Raw genomic sequence first — 20,130 nt, forward strand, 5'->3', positions numbered from 1 at the left:
TACTCTAGGAACCTTTGAAATAAGCTATTTTTATGGTATAATAACGGTAAATAGTGGAGGAGTAGGATTATGAAATTTGGGAATGATTTTTCCTGGTTATGGGTAGCTATCATTAGAATTTTTACAGCTCCCTTTTATATCGTTCTTTGGTGTATTAATGTTGTAAAATCCACTATTGGTATGTTTATTCTGTGGGTTATAGCTAAAATATGTATAACAATCGTATTGATTGGGGGAATGGCAATCATTCATCATCTATTCAATTTCCCAAGCGAAAACATAATTGATAATATTTTTGGATGGTATACACCGCATATTTTAGGAATGTCCCATGATTCACTTATTAATGCTGGTCAAGTGGTTGATGCACCAAAAGGAGGAGGGTTATTTTTCCCATATCCGAATATTGAAGTTCCAATTATTATTGGCCTCAGTATTCTAGTAGCTACTGTTCGGACGATTTATCGTGAAGAATTTGATGAATTATAAAAATAGTATTGTGTTTGGCACTGTAGAAATCTCTGCAGTGCCTTTTGTTATAAAAAATTAAAAGAGGTAAAACAAATGGAAATCATTACAAAAATTATTACTGGTCTAGGTGGAGTTGGAACAGTTACGGGTCTTTTCTGGATCTGGACTGGTGCGGTCGATTTTATTCAAGGAAGAAAGAACAAAGATAAGCAAAGACAAGATGATGGGTCTGATTCTATGACTAATGGTGTATATCTGGCCATAGCTTCTGCGGGGATTGCAGCCGCAATCGTTGCAACATTATCTCAGATAAAATTTTAGGAGTAGCCTATGAATTTAGATATTAGAGAGCTAACAAGCTCTCTTTCTAGTTATAGCTCTGCTACAAATCAAGCTGTAAATATGATGGCTGATGCAGTCAGACCTATTGGGTATATCCTTTTAGGTCTTTTTTTCTGGTTTGAAATGGCATCATGGTCACAAATGGTCAAGTCGAGGGGAGGTGCATTAACACAGAAGATTTGGTTAGAGGCTTTAATGAAATATTTATTTGCCTTAATCATGATCTCTGCTTCATCTCAGATTTGTGATGCCATTCTGGAATTACTTAATATTGTTGTGAAAGTGATTGCTCATGTAACACCTACCGTTAAAACAACCATTGATTCTAATATTTCTGGTGGGAAAGGAATGTTTGAAAAAGCTATCATTACCTTAGTCGGAAAAGCTGTAAGTGGAGTGGCTAACATAATTTTAGGGATTATTGTTTTCCTACGTTACTTGGATTTGTATATGCTTAAAGCTATAGCTCCATTGTTAGTAGCGTTCTTTATGATGGACTCGTTACGCTCTGTTACGATTAACTTCTTGAAATACTTTGCGGCCTCTGCCCTTATTGGTGTCATACTAATTATTGTTTCTGTTGTTTATGATTCGATTGTTGCAGCAGATATCCTAAAGGTTACTGCTGGTTCCAGTGATTCCTGGGGAACAGCCTTTGCTTCAATTGCTAAGGGGGTTATCTATATCTTTGTAATGGTTGGGTCTAGTCGAAAAGCTAAGCAACTCTTAGGAGTGTAATCCATGTCTAGAATAATTGGAATTAATCGATCTTATTTTGTATGAAAGGAAAATAATTGAAAAAAATTGGATCAGAATTTTTAAGAGAATTTGAAACTGAGGACAAGCCAATTCTATTTGGTTTAACTACTAGAATGATTGTTCTATATGTGTGTTTAGTAATAGCTGTCTCAGGGACAATTACTATTTATTTCTTTGGTTTACCTGATTGGTACATTTATCTTTGGGATGCTATATTTGTAGTTCCTGGGGCAATGTACGGTACAGGCATGACAAAAAGAATGCGGATTAAAGAAAAAATCAATTTCTTTTTCCGAATTCAACAAAGAAGCTATGAGACAGAATTTGGAAAGGTAGGAATGTATACGAAAGATGAGTTTATTCAAAAGCAAAAGAGAAAAACTAGAAAACGCAGAAAAGAAAAGAATTGAGCGTTTGCGTCGTCAGATGAAACCTACGACACAAAACACCATCAATTATACGCTGCTCCATGAAGATGGATTAATGCACATTGCACGTGAGAAGTATTCTCGTAGCTTTATGCTGGGGGATGCTTCTTACTCTACAGCTCAACAAGATGAAAAAGAGAGCATCATTGATACAACGATGGATGCTCTTAATTCACTGGATGAGGGAAGTAACTATCAACTCCTAGTAATTAACCGTAGAGTATCGGATAACTCCTTGCAGAATATCTTGTTTGAAGAAACAAACGATGGCTACGATGACTATCGTGAGGAGTTGAACGAGATGATCAAGGAGCGATTTACGACACATGCTAACAACTTCGAGGTACATAAGTATGTGACCATTTCAACGAACGCTGATGATCGAAAACAGGCTCAGTTGTTACTACAAGATATTGGAGTTTCCCTGGGAACGCAATTTCAGGAATCTGATATTACATTTAAGGAAATGAACGGCTTGGATCGTCTAAAGGTCTTTTCTGAATTGTTACGAGATAACCCGTATGTCAATTTTGATTACAGGGAAATTGCTTTATCTGGTCTGTCAACGAAATCATTTATTGCTCCAAACAGGATTGAATTTCAGGAAAAACGGATGGTTATAGACGATCGTTGGTGCAAGGTGCTCTATGCACGTCGCTATCCTAACTGGATGTCTGATCGTCTTATTCGAGATTTGACGACACTGGGGCTGGAGCTAGCTATTACGATCCATGCAGAACCCTATGAGAATGTTGAAATTTTAGAGAAGATTGACGATGCAGAAACAGATGCTGAAATTGGGAAGCTACGTTCTAAACGTAAGGCTGCTCAATCTGGTATCTTTGATGATGCAGTGGTTGCTGGTCGTGACCAAGAAATCTCAGAAGCTACCAAGAAGTGGCGAGATGAGATTACTGAGTATGATCAGAAAATCTTTTCTGGTTTGATTGCAGTGTATTTTAAGGCAGATAGTCAGGAGGAACTACAACGTAATGAGCAGAAGATTAAGCGTGCTGGTCGGAAGCTAGGGGTAGAATTTGAAGATCTTTATTATTACCAGGAAGAGGCTCTAAATACGATTCTACCTATCGGAGAGTGCTTCGTAAATGTGAAGAAGAATTTCATGAGAAAGATGACTACAGCTAATATTGCTACACAAGTCCCTTTTACTAACGTGGATTTGAAGTCTGACAGCTCCCTTGCTCGCTACTATGGCCAGAATCAGTTATCAAACAATATCATTACACTAGATCGAAAACGTGATCTGAATACGGGTTCAGGCGTTGTACTTGGTTCCTCTGGTTCTGGTAAATCTACTACGATTAAGGGTGGAGAAGTCATTCCGACTTTGCTGAAATATCCAGAAGATCGAGTAATTATTGTGGATCCCGAAGATGAATATTCTGATATTGGCCGTGCTTTCGGTGCTCAGATGGTGGATATTTCGATTGGTTCTAAAACACATATCAATCTTTTGGATCTACCAGACCTGGATCGTTTAGACGATGAGGATGATGATCCGATTGGAGATAAGGCAAACTTGTTGATGGGATTGTTTGAATCTATTCTATCTGAGGTGACAGATGCACAGATTGGGATTATTGACCGGGTAACAAGTGTGACTTATGAGCGATATTTGACAGAGGATTTCACTCCAACGTTAAAAGAGTGGCACCAGGTATTGAAGGAACAACCAGAACCAGAAGCTCAAGATTTGGCTTTGGCGGTAGAAACCTATACAACTGGTTCTCAAGATATTTTCGCTCACAATACCAACGTGGATCTCAATCATCGCTTTGTTATCTTTAATTTGAAGAAGTTGTCGCATAAGTTGAAGCCGTTCGCATTGATGGTTATTCAGGATTATATCTGGAATCAAATTGTGGAGAATCAAGGAAAATGTACTACATGGGTTTACTTTGATGAGATGCAGATTCTATTTAAAAATAAGGCTCAAGCAGACTTCTTCACTACGTTATATTCACGTATTCGGAAATACGGTGCGATTCCAACAGGAATTACCCAGAACGTTGAAACGCTAGCTGCTGTTGAAGAAGGCCGGAAATTGCTCTCAAACAGTGAGTTCATGATTTTGCTCAAACAAAAGCCCCAGGATTTGGCTATCCTAAAAGAGATTGTCAATCTGACTGATAAACAGATTCGCTACTTAGCCAGACCAAAAGCTAAAGGTACAGGATTAATTGTAGCAGGGCCAGTTGTGGTGCCTTTTGAAAATCCAATACCAAAGAATACTAAGTTGTATAACTTAGTCGCAACAGACGCTTAGGAGTCTCACTATGGATCAGGAGAAAGGCAGACCAAAAACAATCGGTCATAAGATAGATCAGAAGCTGGAAACAGTCCGGAAAAATTATCGCACTGTTCAACAAGATAGTGCTAAGCAAATGAAGGAGCTAAAAGAACAAACACGTTCTAAGCGCCAAATAGTGAAGAAGAGTCGGAAACAATTTAGAGCTTCAAAGGCCAAGGTAAAGTCTCTAAAAAAAGCATATAAAAGTTTACAGAAACAAGAAAAATCATTAACTCCAGAAGGTGCAAAAAAGCTAGCATCACTCAAGAAAGAGCTAGATAAGGCAAAACTAGAGAAGAGGATTTCCAAAAAAGTCTTCAAAACCACTCAAGAGGCTAATGGTGGTTCACGCAAGAAGAAGTTTCTCCGTGCTACTAAACAGGCTATAGAACGATCAACCAGTCAACAGGCTAGTTCTACAGCTCATCAGGATGATACCCTTTCAGATATAGCACGAACTAAGAATCAGTATCAAGATATACAGATTCAAGGAAAACGTATTAAAACGATTGGGAAGTATAGCGGTAAGCTTGGCCAAGGAGTAGTTAAATCAAGCTATGGTCTAGGAAATAGATTCTACAATAAGGCTAAAGGGAGAGGCTTCACTCGAACCCCAAGAGAATTTTCTTGGGAAGGGAAGTTATCTCGACAGATACAGGCTTATAGAAAACGCTTAGCTGCATCTAAGACAGGGAAGGCTGCTAAGAAGGCTAGAAAGGTCTATCGTTTTGGATCTAAACCAATTAAAGCTATTATCAAAAATCCTTTTGGCTTTAAGGCTTATCTGATTGCTTTTGGTCTGCTTTTGTTTCTGGCAATACTTGGTATTGGTAGTTCAGGAATTACCCGTCAAGATGAGTTTGATATGAATGATACCTGGTTGTATATTTCAAAATTGGATCGTGAAAAATCGAATGATAAGGTAGATTATTGGACAAAAATTGATGATCCACTTTTGTACTTGAATTATAAGTATGATGATATTTCAGATAAACTTCGTATAGACGGGAACAAGTATCTTTCGCAAAATAATCGAGGGAAGCTTTACTTAGATACCTTATGGAAGAATTTGAATGGGGATAAAGATAATCTTAAAACAATGGAAGATCTTTATACAAAAAATGACCTTTACAAGTTGAGTGAGGATGAGTTAGAAGAGTATAAAGAACTCTTAGAAATTGCTCGAGATAGCGGAAAATATATGTTGCTACAAGAGCTAGACAATCCATTTTATACAGAAGATCAGCCTGAATCAGAAGCTCCCCTTCAGATTATTGAGCGTTTTGGTTATAAAACTACGAAGGAAATCTTTAATGGTTCTGTTTTGCAGGCCACAGGTGGACAGGCTTTACTAGCTGTTTTAGATGGGAAAGTCGAAGTAAATGGTAATGATATAGAAATCAGTGATGAGAATTCCAAGTTCCTGTATAAGAATGTAGATACGATTCGTTACAAAACAGGAGATCATGTCAAATCTGGAGATATCATAGGAAAGGTGGCATCTGAAGGAAATCAAACGGTTTATTATCAAAAACTAGAACCTGATCGTTCAAATAAGAAAGACAAAGATGGTAATGTTGAAAAGAGTTGGACTTATGTCAATGTCGGTTTTTACTTCCAGCGTGTAGAGTACACACAAGCAACGTCTGTTGTGAGTAGCATTGAAACATCTGGAGAGAAAGGAAAACGTGCGAGAGCTTTTGCAGAAGCGATCAAAAAAAATATACCAGAAGCAACAGATGAAGGAATTGCAGCCGTTTTGGGTGGATATGATATTGAGAGTTCCATAACTTTTAAACGCTATGAAACAGACTTTCTAACCAATAATCAATTTGATAAGGTTGCTAAAGAGCCAACTGCAGAAAATCTAGTTGGTAACTGGGATGCTTTCCAGGCTATGTATCCGAAACTACGTTTAAATAAAGGAGAGTACATGGTCAATGGTTTACACTATATTGGGATTGGGATTGGTCAGTTTACTGGACCTCGTGCTCTTGCATTGTGGAATTTTGCAAAAACTATGAATGGAGATATCTGGTCTGCGGAAGTTCAAACTAAATTCCTATTAGAAGAAGATGATCCACTTAGACGTGCAGCATTCAGAAGAATTGTAACATCGACAGGTTCCGTAGAAGCTCTTGCGGAGGACTTTTTGAATTCTTGGTTGGGAGTACCAGGTAATAAGCTTCTAGAGCGACAAACTGCAGCTCGACAATGGTTGAATTTCTTAAAAAATAAAGGAGGTTCAACAGGAATTTCGAGCCAACAAGTTCCAGCAGAGTATAAAGACAAACTTCCGTATGGACTCCCTACCGATCAAGCAATTCTAGAGGGGCAAGGTTATCCAGGTAATGCCTATGCACTAGGAAATTGTACTTGGTATGTCTATAACCGTTTTGCCCAGATTGGAATAGGAATTTATCCGTATTTAGGGAATGCCAATCAATGGGTTGATAGTGGTCAAGCTCAAGGATATGAAATTTCAACGACTCCTAAACCAGGTTCTGCAGTTGTATTCATGAATGGTGTAGCTGGAGCATCACCAATCTATGGTCACGTGGGATTCTGTGAGTACGTTAATAGTGATGGTAGCTTCTTAATGTCAGAAATGAACTTTGGTGGTTTATACCTAACGACTTGGCGAACCTTGACACCACAATCAGGCATCTACTTTGTTACGCCAAAATAAGAAAGGAAAAGAATGTATAATCAAAAGTTAATCAAAATGGTAAAGAGACTCCTTATTGGAGTTGTAGCCGTTTTATGTATTGTTCTGGGCTATTCTATTGCTCAAGTACAACAGAATTTGAGACAGAATAGTCAAGTTCAGGAAGAGGCTAAGCAGAAACCAGAAGAGAAACAACAGGAACAACTATCTCTTACTGAACAACAGGTCGAGGACTTTCTAATTGCTTACTATACCAAAAAGGATTTAGAAGAGAATCGTCCACGCTATAAGCCTTTTATGACGGATTCTATGTATCAGGAAACTGTTCAAGAAGAACAGAAACCAGTCAATCAGACCTATAAGGGGTATGTAGTTGACCAGTCTTATGAATCAGGCTCTATCTACATTGATAAAACACATAAAGTTGCTTTAGCCCAGATTCAATATTCTAGCACTACCTTAGCAGAAAAAGATAATCGAGATTCTAAGGGCCTTGCTGGTATCACTAAGGCTACAATTCGATTGACCTATGTAGAACAATCAGGGAAGCTATTAATCAATAAAATTGAGCCTATTGTCTTGACTGAGGCAAAGGGGCAAAGTATAGGCACCTATTCAGATACTAGCAGTTCAAGCTCGACACCCGTTTCCTCTACATCAACAACTACATCTTCTGAACAAACAACCGCAACCAGTAGTAACCAATAAGGAGAATTGAATGAATAAAAAAATAAAACAACTTGAAGGTAAGCTTGAGAAAGTAAGGAGAGAGAAGGAAAAAGCGCAACGACAAAAAGAAGCAGCAGATGAAAAAATCAAGAATTACATAAATAAAGAAAAAGATTTGGAAGCGCAGCTTTTTGTGGCACTATCAGAAGAAAGTGGCTTATCCTACCAGGAAATGAAGGAACTCATTCTTCCAGAACAATCAAGTAACCAAGGAGTGAATCATGTATAAAATTATCAATCAACTGACTAAGCAAGAGGAAACATTTGAGTACCGAGATGATTTATTATCAAGGCTAGAAATCATCAATGAGCGAATGAAGAGTAATAGAATAACCGGAACTTATCGGCTTTATTCTTTCAGTTCTGAAGGAGAGATCTTACAAGAACTTAGTCTTGAAATACCTTTTGTTGGAATCATTGATCAGTTGCTGGAAAATTTTGGTACGAGTGTTGGGAAGAAAAAAAGAGGTTTTCTTCATTTTTTAGCAAAACATAAAGAAAAGAACTCCTCACTAGGAACACCAGAACCTCAAACCCAACCCGAAATCCAATCAAAACCAGATCCTGAACTAGAAGATCTAACGGTCAAGAAAGAGGCTAATATGGCTCGTCAAAGAATTGCTGAGCTAGTTTCTCAGAAGTCTCGAGATGAGGTTGGAGAGGAAGTACCTTTGGAAGATAAAATTACCTATTCTTCTAGTAAATGGACTACAGATGATTTCAGTAGATTAGATGAAAATGAGGAAGAACGAGTAGAACCTTCACAAGATGAAAATACACAGGATGCAGCTACAGAAGAAGTAGCACCAGTTGTTGATACATTTAGTCAGAAAGAGAATAAAACGCTTCCTAATCAAAAGACTGAATCTTCCTTCTCTCTTTCTCATGCAGCTGCAGTAAATGTGCCTTCAGAGGTTATTGATAGCTTTGAGGCTCAGACGGTTACTTATAAGCAATCTATTAAAAATAAAATCAAATCCAACGAAGATTTTATCAAGGAAGCCAATGAGGAAATTGATAAGTGCCAAAATAGGATCGATGAGTTGAAACAACAGATTCTTGCGAAAGACTATCAAGCTACACAATTGAAAGATCTTTATTTCAAAATTGAAGAGGTGAGCTAAAATGGAACAAGAACAAGTGGTAGCCCAATTAGGACGGGCAACTCTTGTGACAGGAGAAGTAATCTTAAAAGGACTCTTCTTGGTGAGCTCTAAAGCAGTTGAAATTTATCAAGCCAGAGGGGAGAATGTAGTCTTTACTGGTGATACAGACTGGAATAAATTCATGGCAACAGCAGATGCTAAAGAAGTCCAGCAATTACTACATAATGAAGTCAATCTCGAGGCAGTTCGAAAAGAACTGGGCCAATACGGGATTGGCTTTTCTTTTTATACTCATCCAGATGGAAAGACAACTCTTGCTTTTAATGCAAAAGATAAAGGTGTTGTCGAACAAGCCTTTAAGGATGTTCTAGAAGGCATCACAAGAGATCCTAAAGGATTCAATGAGCGCAATCTTAAAAATGGGAAAACGACTTCTTTTGAGGAGAAATTGAAACATTTCAAAGCTGTTGAACAAGAGAAAATCCATTCCTTCCAGGTAAACATTCATACCAAGGAGTTTGTTCTTCCGGAAAATATCGAACCACAGATTGGAGGGAAAATGAAGTGATTATAGAAAAGAAGAAACGGAAACTTAGACCGTATTTGTTGTTAGGAATTGGTCTATTCTACCTCTTTCATTGGCTCTTTAAACTATGGCTATTGGCACCCGATACGGATTCAGTAACGGATGTATTTGGTCTTGAAAAGTTTAATTGGATGAGCGACCATCTGAGCGATAAATCTTGGTTTGATTTTCAATTCACACCAACTTCTTTATTGATTGGTATGAGTGGGTTTCTGATTGCTATTCTGCTGTATTTGAGAGTAACGGATACAGGGACATACAGGTATGGGGAGGAGCATGGATCGGCACGTTTTGCGACGAAAGACGAACTGATGCGCTTCCGAGATGAAGATTCTGAAAAGAATATGATTTTCACTCAAAATAGCCAGATGGGACTATTTAATAACCGCTTGAGCTTTGAAAATCAAATCAATAAAAATGTCTTGGTATATGGAGGTACGGGTGACTGGAAGACACGGAGTTTTGTAAAGCCGAATTTATTACAAGGGAACTCTAGCTTTTTGACAACGGATACCAAAGGACTTCTCATTCATGAGATTGGGAAATCTCTACTGGAAAAAGGATATAAGCTGAAGATTTTCGATCTGATTACTTTCTTGAATTCAGATGGCTTCAACGTTTTTAGATATGTTCATAATGAAATGGATATAGACCGGGTAGCTGAAGCAATCACGGAATCTCTGAATAGAAATGGTCATGAAAGTGATCCTTTCTGGCCAGCGGCTAATAAGCTTCTGATGCGTTCTCTTATTGGCTATCTTTATTTTGATAGTCAGCTCGATCACTATATGCCAAACCTGGGTCAGGTTACGGATATGATTCGAGAATTGAGAAGGAATCATCCAGAAGCGGAGAGTCCGGTTGAATTGATGTTTGAAGATTTAGAGCGTAGATTGCCGGGAAATTATGCCTGCAGGCAGTGGAGCCTGTTTAATAAAAACTTTGATGGCCAAACACGGGCTTCTGTTTATGCCATTTTTGCGACTACTTTCTCAGTGTTTGACCATGAACAGTTGAGAAAGATTATTGAAAAAGACACGCTCGAGATTGAGAAATGGAATACAGAAAAGACTGCTGTATTCATTCATATTCCAGAAGTAGATCCAGCTTATCAGTTTTTGTCAGCCCTTCTTTTTAGTACCATTTTTGATGTCTTGATAAAGACTGCAGATGTAATCCTGCTAGGTGAGCATCCAACAAAGTCTAAAAAGGATTTACTGCATGTTCAGATAGAGGCGGATGAGTTTGGACAGATTGGCAAGATTCCTAATCTGCCCCCCACTATCTCTGTTATTCGGTCTCGAGAAATCTCTATTAAAATGATGGTTCAATCTCAAAGTCAGATTGAAGTATTATACGGTAAAGAGAACACGAAAACGATTATCAATAACTGTGGGGCTATTCTTTATCTGGGAACAAATGATCCGGATACTTTGAGAGCTTTATCTGAGAGATCTGGTAAGCAGACTTTGAATGATCAGAACTATAGCGAGAGCAGGGGAAGAAATGCCAGCAGCTCTAAGCAGAACTCTAAAATTGGTCGAGAACTGTTGACACCGCATGAGGTGGCTACGATTGGAACAACAGAAGCCCTACTCTTCTTATCCAAACAAAATGTTTTTCGAGATCAAAAATTTAACCTAGACACGCATCCAAGAGCTCATCTTTTAAGTAATGGACCGAATGATGACAACTGGTATCGATACAAGCGCTATCTGAGCGATATTGATGAGTGGAAAGATCAGGTTGGGGAAGAAAATGTTATTCATATTGGGATTAAGGAAGTTGAGGAAGTTCCGCTCAGAGTGAGTTAGAAAGGATAAAGAATGAATACACTACCACAAAAACAATTTAAACGAATGAAGCGTGAAGTTGAGGAAGAGACTGCTCGAGGGATTGGTTATTTTGAGGGGATTTTAGAACATATCCCTTCTTACCCCCTATCTGAAGCAGTAAAAGAGTTAGCTTTATCTGGCTGGATTACGCCTCATACAGATGTCATCGATGTCCAGAATATGATTGTTACAGAATCTATAAAATGGATGAACTACCAGGACTTCAAAGAAGTTGCTCCCTACTTATTTTCATATCCTCGAGAGCAACGAGAGAAAGATTTATTGGTTCAGCCAGTGAAAATCTCCAGAGAGTACTTTGAGGAATTGAAGGCCAATGCAGAAGAATTATTTCATTTGAAGCAAGACTTGCTTCAGATTAATAATCAATTAGATGCTAAAATCCAGGAATTGGAGATGGATCAGCTACCAAATGGTGATCAGGTCATTGGAGTTGATCTGGAAGCTGAGGAGGTATTGTTACTACGAACTTCAGAAAATGCTCAAGTTGAGGAGTGGGAGGTTCGTAAAGATGGCTTGATTACTGATTATCGTTCCAATCTTTCAGAATCAGCTCAAATTGTAGAGGCTTTGCTTGAAATGAAAAATTCAGAGATTGATACTATTCTCTACGAGGAAGTAATCAACTATTCCAAGAGAACTTGGCCAGATTCGGAGCCAATACAACTTCCAGAAAGTATCAAGGAAATGTTGAATCAAGAAGCTAAGCTCGATCCATCATATTATCAAATAGCCCAGTTTGAAACATTAAGACAAGCCTATATCTATGGGATGATTTCACTTAGCTTTCAGGAACATTTCCCTCATTATTCAGATTTCGTTAGGAACTATGTCGAAGATAGGGAACAATATGAATTTTTCGACTATCGTACAGAAGCAGTCTCTCTAGCTCAGGAAATCTTAGTCCCCCGTTTAGACGATATTAATCGGATTTTAAGCACTAACAATCAGGAGCTAATTGTTCAAGAAGTCACTGGGTATTCTCAGGGTGAAAGCTGGAATCTGGCCTATTTGAGGAATACAAAAGCTGAAGATCGAGAATCGGTTCAGTTCTATCTTGAAAATGAAATTGGAGCTTGGTATAAGGGAAGTTTGACAGAATTAGCTGTTATCCGATTTGAGGATATCGATCCGGAGAAGGGCTTCAATGGCCAGCAGGAAGCTGTCTATCACATTGATGATAACTTGTTACTCCAGGATAAACTCAAACAAGTCCAGCACCTTATTCCTGATTTAGAGCGTTTCGTAGAAGCAGAAGAAGTTGAGAAACAGCTTAACCAGACTCAGGATTTAGCAGCAGAAAAAGAAGCGTCAGAATATTCATTGTAAGGAGGTAACAGATGCCATTAACGAAAGAAGCGGCTAAAAACCTATCTATCCTTTCTGTTGCGGAACAGCTGGGAATGGAGTTAAAGCGCACGGGGAACTATAGCTATACATGGACAGAACACGATTCATTTGTCATCGATGCAAGGAAGAATGACTTTCATTGGAATTCTCGATCAGAATTTGGAGATGTGATTCAATTAGTTCAAACTATCCGGGGTGTTACTTACAAGGAAGCGATGCACTTCTTGGAAACAGGAGAATTTAAGAAAGTGGATTTGGCGGTTCAGATAGCCCCAAAAGAGCCCTTTTACTATAACCTGGAAAAATATGAGCATCAGGATTTCAAGGCTTCTAGAAGCTACCTGAAGACTCAGAGAGGCCTTTCAGATGACACGATTAATTTCTTTTTGAGTCAGGGGAGTATGGCGGAGGCAACCCAAAAAAAAGGAGACTATTTCGAGCCTGTGATTGTCTTTAAATATAAAGACAACACGGGCTTTTTAGCTGGCGCTAGTCTCCAGGGGATAGTAGAGAATCGAGTGCACTATCCAGAACGTGGTCGCTTAAAACAAATTATGAGAAATTCAGACGGACAACTAGGATTTTCAATTGATATTGGTATCCCTAAACGTTTGGTATTTGCGGAAGCTCCAATCGATCTTATGAGCTACTATGAGCTTCATAAAGATAGGCTTCAGGATGTCCGCTTAGTAGCTATGGATGGGATTAAAGATGGTATCATTAGTCGAAGATTTATGGAATTATATGCCGAGATGAACGGTAAATCCTATCAAGTGGATCAGAATGCTGGAAAAGCACTAGAAACTGTCGCTAGAACAACGAATTTTTTTAAAGATGGTCAGAATCAAGATATGATTACCTTGGCTGTAGATAATGATGCTGCAGGACAGAATTTTATCACTCGATTGCAGGAGAAGGGGATTCCAGTCCAGATTGCGATTCCGCCTATCGTTCAGCTTAACCAGGAAAAGGAAGATTGGAATGATTTCCTGAAGAGGAGGAATGAAGCTCCTAAGGAGCTGGCGCACGTTTACACAGCAGATGAAAAGTCCTGGCATTACCAGGGCTTTTTTGAGAAGGAAATAGCTCTTGCAAAAGCGCAAGAGTTAACTGCAGATGATGTAAAAGCCTTTGTGTCAGACTGGCAATTGACAAGGGAAGAAGTCCGTCAAGAATATACAAGGATTGTCGATCAAGAGAAAGAAAGGAAACATACTATGTCGGAAGTACATGAAGCAGGGGCTGAGTATGAAGTAGAAAAGCCTGACAACAGTCGTCTTGCCCAGGCACGTCGAAAATTGGAACGACTAAGGGGTGAACAAGATGAGGCTATTTCAAGAGCTTATTCCCACCAAACACTAACAAATGGGCAACCCATGAATGATAAGCGAGGCGGTTCTAGCTTTATGCGTAAGCAAGAACAAATAGAGGGTCAAGTCTTCTCAAAGATGGATGAGATTAGGCAACAGGAAGAGCGAGTAGAGCGCCTGGAGCACCAACAACATTTGAAAGAAATGGGGTTGAATCGTCAGGGAAGTGGTCTGGAGATGAGTGTTCAAAATATACCTAGAATCCGTGAAGAGCTGGAAAAAGCTGAACGTGGGGAGTCGTTCTTTACCAAAGCTACTCTTAAACGCTATCAAGAAGAGTTGACTAGACTTGAGGCCATATCTGAACAAATGGGTAAAACGAGCATTCAACCAGCAACTCAAGCCTTAATTGATGAGGGGCTAGTGAACCAGTGGCAAAAACAACCAAATACGTATTTTGTAAAAGGGTTACGAAGAGTTGCCCTGGAGTTGACTGAAGAAGGAGAGTTTCAATTATCTTCACAAACTAAGTATCATCCGAAAACAGATGAGGAAAGACTGAAGGTGGATGAATTACTTGCCAAACAAGGGCAAGAAAATGCTGGAGTAAAACAAATGATAGAGGAAGAGCAAAGTTCAGCTGAAGAAAATATCCAATTAGGGTCAGTTGAATCAGAAGAAAAAGAAAAGTCTCTTGAGAGCATACAAGAGACTGCTAATAATTCTGAACAAAACAAAAAGGCTGAGACAAAACTCGGGGATTTTCCTGAAGGATCTCAGGTGGCAGCACCTCTACCAGAAGCGAATATATCGCAACCTTTGAATGACTTGTCACCAAGTCAAACTCGATCTCAACCTTTACTTCATTTTAGCATAAATGAGGATAGAAAGTCAATTTATAAGGATAACTACCATCCTATCTCAGATAAAGATTTGCTGAAACTAAACAGATATGCACCTCATCTTCAAAATGCTGCTCAATGGTACTTGTCAAACGTAGCAGACTCACAAGTTACCTATTTTTACCAGGATGGTGCAGATACAAATAGCCTTGCTATCTCCTATAACAAAGAAAGTTTTATACACTTAACAGGTATTTATCCTTATAGAGAAGGGCAAACTGCAGGACAAACTTTATTGGATTTTGCTGCTGGAAATGGACAATTTGATAATATTTTGATTGCCAACAGAGGTGCTGCATTTGATAAGTTGAAAGTTCTCCCTGAATTACCTGCCATAGTAGATTCAGAGTCCTTTTATTTTGGAGACTTATCAGATGTAGAAAAGTTTCATAGTCTAAATTTGGATAAGGCAATTCGTTCAAATGACCAAGATGTTTTACTTGCTTTTAGGACAGTAGATGGTACAGTTCTACCAGCTAGTCTTATGCGATTAAGAAAAAGCCTTAATCTTCTACTAGATCAGACAAATCAGGAAAAGATTATTTTAGGTGTCTTTAGAGAGCGAGATGGTCACATCGAGCAACTTTCAATCAATGAAGAATATGTTAAAGACAAAGGTGCAGAAATGCTGTCAGTTTTGAAGAATAAGCAGTTTGAAGAAGTTTCTAAAGAAATTGAACAAACAACGTTAGAGAACACATTGAATAAAACCTCACTTGATTCAGCTATGTTTACTCAAGTCCTAGATACTGTTTATAATTTAGGTGTGCCAGGTGATATCTCAAAAACTCCAGAAGAATTTCATCAAGCCTGGAATCAGTACCTTGACTATGCTAAACAGTACAATGATAAATTTGATAAGATTGTTGCTGCAGCTGGAGAAGATCATCTCCTAGATACAAATTCAGATTTTTATAAAGAATGGAAACAAGATCAGGTCTATAAGGAAAATTACCATGTGCGCCTTCAATGGTCTGAGGAGCGTCTAGATGGCCCGCAATTGCCCTTTAAAGAAACAGAGCTGATATCTTATCAAGATTTTACTAGAGAGCTTTACAAGGCCAATCAGAGCTTTTATTTGTTGCATCAGGAAGGGCTAAAACAAGTGACTGATGGTCGCCCAGAAGGTTACATCTCTCCAACTAAGATCCAGTTTAGTATCTACGCTCCTAATGGTGAACTGATTCAGGATAGCATTCGTTACAATATCGGTGAGGAGATTAATCCAATCGCTCATAAAGAAAGACTTGGTACACGAGAAATGAGAGAGCATTCAGAGCTGATGAAGATAGATGGGACATTATTTAATCAGTATCATCTGGAGAGATTAGCGAGTGAACAAACCATCGAAAACATTCGGGAAGAATTTGAAAAAACACAAGTCAAGAATTCGCAAAATACACCAGATAATCCATACGAAAAAATTTATCAGTATAACCGAAAAGATGAGAGAGATCGTGATTTAGATGGTGATGGTATTTCCAATTCTGATGAGATGTTGCAAGGAACAGATCCATACAATGCTGCTTCTAACCTTCATAAAAAGCAGGAAGATCGAGAAAGAAGGACAGATGCTGAAGTGGCTGCAGGAGCTATTATTACCGAAGCAGTTGCTACTAAAAAATCAGAACAAACTATTTCCCAGTTGGTTTCAAATAAAGATACAAAAGCTTTGGCTGAGCATTTGAAAGAGGGAATGAAGAACTATTTGGACTCAGAACAGTTTAGATCATTCTTGGATACGATGAGTAAGTTTCACAACTACTCACTCAACAATATTCATTTGCTGAAGATGCAGAACCCTAATGTTTCCCAAGTGGCAAGTTTTAACAAATGGAAAACGGATTTTGAAAGAACAGTCAAAAAGGGTTCTAAAGCTCTGAAAATTTGGGTTCCGTATCAAGTAAAAACTAAGATTTCTGCTAATCAAAATGAGTTGAGTTTTTCTCCATCTGAGAATGAAATGGAAGATAAGGAAGTCACAGTTACTCGATTCAAGTTAGGGAATGTCTTTGATGTCTCTCAAACCGAAGGAAAAGAATTGCCAAAAGCAATTAATGAATTGACTGGTTCTGTTAAGGATTATGAAGATTTGTATCGAGCAGCCAAAGCAGTTTCGATGGATAATCAGGTTCCTATCAGTTTTGAAGATATTAAAAAAGAAAGCGCAAATGGTTATTACTCTCCAGATGAAAATCGAATTGTCATTTCAAAAGGATTAAAGGGTCAAGAACATATTCTAAAAACAATTTTTCATGAAATGGCTCACTCAGATTTACACAGAGGAACTAATGCACAATATGGTGATGACCAATACCGTAAGCAAGAATTACAAGCTGAAAGTGTGGCCTATGTCGTAGCTAATCATTTTGGTTTTGATACTAGTAGCTACAGTTTTGGATATTTGGCTATTTGGGCAAAAGATAAAAATGGTTTTGAAGATATGGTAGAGCAACTGCAGGTTGTCCAGAAGGAAGCAAAAAGTTTGATTGATCGAATGGATGCTAAGTTGGAACTGGTGAAAAATAAAAGCGTAACGAAAGATAAATTTGCTGATAAACTCCAACAGGCAAAAGAAAAATCTGAGCAGTTGGGTAATCAAAAGGCGGAGGCTGTAAAGCAGGTGGAAGAAAAAAAGTCCCTGAGCAGCCCTCACTAATGGAGGCACTAACCCGTCGGAAGAAAAACAAAAAAGGAGAAACAGAAGATGATTGAAAATCTAAGACAAGAAACTTTTGATATTTTAATGGAGATATTTTTTGAGAATGAGGCTACAGATTCGCCAAAAGTGAATGAAGTCAACCAGCATATTTCTCGTAAAGAATGTCTCTACATTCTTCGTAGAGATATGCGAATCAAAACAAACTACGAGTTAGAAGAAGTAGAAATGTATCCCATTGCACTTAAAGAAATTGAAGGAATGAGTGATGAAAGATTTGAGCAACTAAAAGACGAAATTCTAAAAATGGAGCTGGTTGATACAATGGAGCTTCTACTAGAAGACTTAAAAGTTTAGTCAAACTTTTCCCTCGTGATAGAACAACATTCCTGCTTGCAGGGATTAGGGGATTGGGGATTTCCCCAAAAATTTAAAAAGTCAAGAATAGTCAGGTGTTGCACCCTGACTATCTTTGACCTTTTTAAAAACAGCATTTGGGGACCCAAGTGCTATGCTTGCCAGAAGAAAAGGGGCTGAGCCCCTAAATCAAGAAATAGCAGAACAGAGGTGATGATTTTTGAAAAATGGAGAAAAACGAAAACGGATGATTCAGAAAAAAATCCGTTTGACGGAGGAGGAAGCTCGGTTTATTTCAACTAAAGTTACAGAATCTGGAATGACAAATTTTAATGCCTTTGCCCGAATCATGTTGATTATGGGGGAGGTCAAAATCTTAAATTTTGAAGAATTGAAAGAATTGCGAAAGGAAATAAATCGAATAGGGGTCAATATAAATCAGGTCGCAAAAAAGGTGAATGAAGATGATCAGGCCAGTCTAAATGAATTGAGTCAGATTCTTGAATTGCAGAAACATTTGAAAGATACAGTCAGTCAATTTATCCAAAAACAGGAAAATCAAACAAAGGAACAAGACAGATGGTTGTAACAAAAGTCCTGCAGATAAAAGGAGTGGCTTCTTTGGGTCGCTCTACAAAATATATTGAGGATGAAGCAAAGACGGTCGAGCTGACTGATACAAAAAGTTTAAATAATGCTTTGCTCTATATTGAGAATCCATCTAAAACGAGTTTCTTAGAACAAGATGAACAGCTTGAATTTCCAGCAGTGGTTAAAGATGGCCGGGTGGTTAAGCAGCTTGTTTCTACTTATGGTATCACAGATGCCAGTACAGCGACAGAAGAATTTCTTTTGACAAAAAAGAATGCAGCTCAACGAGCAGGGACAAAAGAACTATCTGATATTCAAAACCCGAATCGAGTTTTAGCTCATCACATCATTCAATCATTTTCTCCTGAAGATGATCTAACTCCTCAAGAAATTCATGAGATTGGGCGGAAAACAATTTTAGAATTGACTGGAGGTCAACATGAATTTGTCATTGCTACACACATGGATAAGGGACACATTCATAATCACATTATCTTCAATTCAACTAACTCTGTTACCTTAAACAAATTTCGTTGGCAGAGAGGTACCAAAAAAAGTTTAGAGAAAATTTCAGACAAGTATGCGGATTTAGCTGGAGCTAAAATTCTTAAAGAGAGATTATGGACTAATCGAAAAACCTATCATGCCTATCGACAAAAAAACTCTTTTCGTTATGAGATCAAATCACGCATAGATTTTCTTTTGAAACACTCAACCTCTTTAGAGGATTTTAAGATCAAGGCACGAGCTTTAAATCTTGAAGTTGATACTTCAGGGAAGGAAATAAAATATCGTTTAACTGATCAGGAACAAACAAGAAATGTGAGGGATCGTACACTGTCCAAAAAAGGAAATTATTCTTTAGAGAAAATTTCTGAGAGAGTAATTGCCAACGAGGTGACTTTTTCTGTCGATGAAATAAAATCCGAATATGAAAAAATGATAGCAGAACGAGAAGATGATTTTGAAATGAGAATCACAGTTGAAGAATGGCAGGTGATGGAAGAAACAAAAAATGGAATCTATCTTGAAATGGAATTTGGGATTAGAAATAAGGGAACCATTCTTATTCCAGCTCATCAGATTGAAAAAGCAGAAGATGGCTCTTATGAAATTTTTATCAGAAAAAATGATTTCTACTATTTTGTTAATCCTGAACACGCTGATAAGAATCGGTATATGAAGGGAGAAACAGTCGCTTCCCAGTTGTCGTATGATAATGGAGAAATGATTGTCCGGAAAAATCCGAAAATCTCTAGTTTGGATCAGCTTGTTCGTGAATATAATTATCTATCTGCTCATGGAGTGACAGAAGGACAGCAATTTGATGAATTGTTAAATCGTTTTGAAGAGGAACTGGAAGAAGTAGATAACTTGCTTGATAAACTAGATCAACGTTTGGGTGAGCTTAATAAAATTCAGTCTGCATTTCTTGCATTGGAATCAAGCGATCCTCAGGAAGTGAAACTAGCTGTTTCTATTCTGAAAGACTTGAGAGTAGATCCTAGCACTCGTAAAGCTGAGATTGATAAACTTGTTAAAGAGGCGACCTTTGAGCGCCAGGCTTTGTATCAACGAGTAGAAGCAATTACAAAAGATTATAAGTTACATCAAGACATTGAGAAAAATGTGGAGCAGCGTAAGGATAGAGAAACTTCATTGTAAAAAAATAATTATAATCAAACAACCTTCCCAATAAGGGAAGGCT

At 38.1% G+C, this 20,130-nt stretch carries 16 protein-coding genes; all 16 read left to right on the forward strand.

Going from position 1 to position 20,130, the window contains the following annotated elements; genetic code table 11:
- Positions 1-69: 69 nt before the first annotated feature.
- The gene (locus QM867_RS00355) at positions 70-489 is read left to right on the forward strand and encodes a hypothetical protein (RefSeq protein WP_414314883.1); all 420 of its coding nucleotides are present in this window, start codon (positions 70-72) and stop codon (positions 487-489) included.
- A 75-nt stretch (positions 490-564) separates the two neighbouring features.
- Entirely contained in the window at positions 565-792 is a 228-nt protein-coding gene (locus QM867_RS00360) for a hypothetical protein (RefSeq protein ID WP_050087313.1), read from the forward strand.
- A 9-nt stretch (positions 793-801) separates the two neighbouring features.
- Positions 802-1,551 carry a conjugal transfer protein TrbL gene (locus QM867_RS00365; protein ID WP_414314884.1) on the forward strand — a complete coding sequence of 250 codons (750 nt, stop codon included), beginning with the start codon at positions 802-804 and terminating at the stop codon, positions 1,549-1,551.
- Between the two features lie 56 nt (positions 1,552-1,607).
- A complete protein-coding gene (locus QM867_RS00370) occupies positions 1,608-1,982 on the forward strand; it encodes a hypothetical protein (RefSeq protein WP_061863978.1) in 375 nt (124 codons plus the stop codon).
- On the forward strand, positions 1,924-4,287 hold the full coding sequence (locus QM867_RS00375) for a VirB4-like conjugal transfer ATPase, CD1110 family (RefSeq protein ID WP_414314885.1): 2,364 nt from the start codon (positions 1,924-1,926) through the stop codon (positions 4,285-4,287). The genes QM867_RS00370 and QM867_RS00375 overlap by 59 nt, the downstream gene beginning before the upstream one ends.
- Positions 4,288-4,297: 10 nt before the next feature.
- Positions 4,298-7,000 (forward strand): phage tail tip lysozyme, encoded by a 2,703-nt coding sequence (locus tag QM867_RS00380; RefSeq protein WP_414314886.1) that lies wholly within the window; start codon positions 4,298-4,300, stop codon positions 6,998-7,000.
- Positions 7,001-7,036: 36 nt separating this feature from the next.
- Positions 7,037-7,687: a hypothetical protein gene (locus tag QM867_RS00385; protein WP_414314887.1), complete on the forward strand. Its 651-nt coding sequence runs from the start codon at positions 7,037-7,039 to the stop codon at positions 7,685-7,687.
- Positions 7,688-7,697: 10 nt separating this feature from the next.
- Positions 7,698-7,937, forward strand: coding sequence for a hypothetical protein (locus QM867_RS00390; RefSeq protein ID WP_414314888.1), 240 nt, complete (start codon positions 7,698-7,700; stop codon positions 7,935-7,937).
- On the forward strand, positions 7,930-8,832 hold the full coding sequence (locus QM867_RS00395) for a hypothetical protein (RefSeq protein ID WP_414314889.1): 903 nt from the start codon (positions 7,930-7,932) through the stop codon (positions 8,830-8,832). The genes QM867_RS00390 and QM867_RS00395 overlap by 8 nt, the downstream gene beginning before the upstream one ends.
- Before the next feature lies 1 nt (position 8,833).
- Complete coding sequence (locus tag QM867_RS00400) at positions 8,834-9,382, forward strand: DUF3801 domain-containing protein (protein ID WP_414314890.1); 549 nt, start codon at positions 8,834-8,836, stop codon at positions 9,380-9,382.
- Positions 9,379-11,214, forward strand: coding sequence for a VirD4-like conjugal transfer protein, CD1115 family (locus tag QM867_RS00405; protein ID WP_414314891.1), 1,836 nt, complete (start codon positions 9,379-9,381; stop codon positions 11,212-11,214). Before QM867_RS00400 ends, QM867_RS00405 begins: the two co-directional genes overlap by 4 nt.
- Positions 11,215-11,226: 12 nt before the next feature.
- Positions 11,227-12,582 carry a hypothetical protein gene (locus QM867_RS00410; protein WP_414314892.1) on the forward strand — a complete coding sequence of 452 codons (1,356 nt, stop codon included), beginning with the start codon at positions 11,227-11,229 and terminating at the stop codon, positions 12,580-12,582.
- An 11-nt stretch (positions 12,583-12,593) separates the two neighbouring features.
- Entirely contained in the window at positions 12,594-17,474 is a 4,881-nt protein-coding gene (locus tag QM867_RS00415) for a PBECR4 domain-containing protein (protein WP_414314893.1), read from the forward strand.
- Positions 17,475-17,522: 48 nt separating this feature from the next.
- Positions 17,523-17,831 carry a hypothetical protein gene (locus tag QM867_RS00420; RefSeq protein ID WP_084911294.1) on the forward strand — a complete coding sequence of 103 codons (309 nt, stop codon included), beginning with the start codon at positions 17,523-17,525 and terminating at the stop codon, positions 17,829-17,831.
- Between the two features lie 220 nt (positions 17,832-18,051).
- Complete coding sequence (locus tag QM867_RS00425; RefSeq protein ID WP_414314894.1) at positions 18,052-18,420, forward strand: plasmid mobilization protein; 369 nt, start codon at positions 18,052-18,054, stop codon at positions 18,418-18,420.
- Complete coding sequence (locus QM867_RS00430; RefSeq protein WP_414314895.1) at positions 18,411-20,087, forward strand: helical hairpin domain-containing protein; 1,677 nt, start codon at positions 18,411-18,413, stop codon at positions 20,085-20,087. Before QM867_RS00425 ends, QM867_RS00430 begins: the two co-directional genes overlap by 10 nt.
- The last annotated feature ends 43 nt before the right edge of the window (positions 20,088-20,130 follow it).

Source organism: Streptococcus infantis (assembly GCF_047463635.1).
Classification (GTDB): domain Bacteria; phylum Bacillota; class Bacilli; order Lactobacillales; family Streptococcaceae; genus Streptococcus; species Streptococcus infantis_W.

Excerpts from the sequence above, each read along its gene's own strand:
- QM867_RS00355 (WP_414314883.1), top strand. The coding sequence starts at position 70 with ATGAAATTTGGGAATGATTTTTCCTGGTTATGGGTAGCTATCATTAGA.
- QM867_RS00360 (WP_050087313.1), top strand. The coding sequence starts at position 565 with ATGGAAATCATTACAAAAATTATTACTGGTCTAGGTGGAGTTGGAACA.
- QM867_RS00365 (WP_414314884.1), top strand. The coding sequence starts at position 802 with ATGAATTTAGATATTAGAGAGCTAACAAGCTCTCTTTCTAGTTATAGC.
- QM867_RS00375 (WP_414314885.1), top strand. The coding sequence starts at position 1,924 with ATGAGTTTATTCAAAAGCAAAAGAGAAAAACTAGAAAACGCAGAAAAG.
- QM867_RS00380 (WP_414314886.1), top strand. The coding sequence starts at position 4,298 with ATGGATCAGGAGAAAGGCAGACCAAAAACAATCGGTCATAAGATAGAT.
- QM867_RS00385 (WP_414314887.1), top strand. The coding sequence starts at position 7,037 with ATGGTAAAGAGACTCCTTATTGGAGTTGTAGCCGTTTTATGTATTGTT.
- QM867_RS00390 (WP_414314888.1), top strand. The coding sequence starts at position 7,698 with ATGAATAAAAAAATAAAACAACTTGAAGGTAAGCTTGAGAAAGTAAGG.
- QM867_RS00395 (WP_414314889.1), top strand. The coding sequence starts at position 7,930 with ATGTATAAAATTATCAATCAACTGACTAAGCAAGAGGAAACATTTGAG.
- QM867_RS00400 (WP_414314890.1), top strand. The coding sequence starts at position 8,834 with ATGGAACAAGAACAAGTGGTAGCCCAATTAGGACGGGCAACTCTTGTG.
- QM867_RS00410 (WP_414314892.1), top strand. The coding sequence starts at position 11,227 with ATGAATACACTACCACAAAAACAATTTAAACGAATGAAGCGTGAAGTT.
- QM867_RS00415 (WP_414314893.1), top strand. The coding sequence starts at position 12,594 with ATGCCATTAACGAAAGAAGCGGCTAAAAACCTATCTATCCTTTCTGTT.
- QM867_RS00420 (WP_084911294.1), top strand. The coding sequence starts at position 17,523 with ATGATTGAAAATCTAAGACAAGAAACTTTTGATATTTTAATGGAGATA.
- QM867_RS00430 (WP_414314895.1), top strand. The coding sequence starts at position 18,411 with ATGGTTGTAACAAAAGTCCTGCAGATAAAAGGAGTGGCTTCTTTGGGT.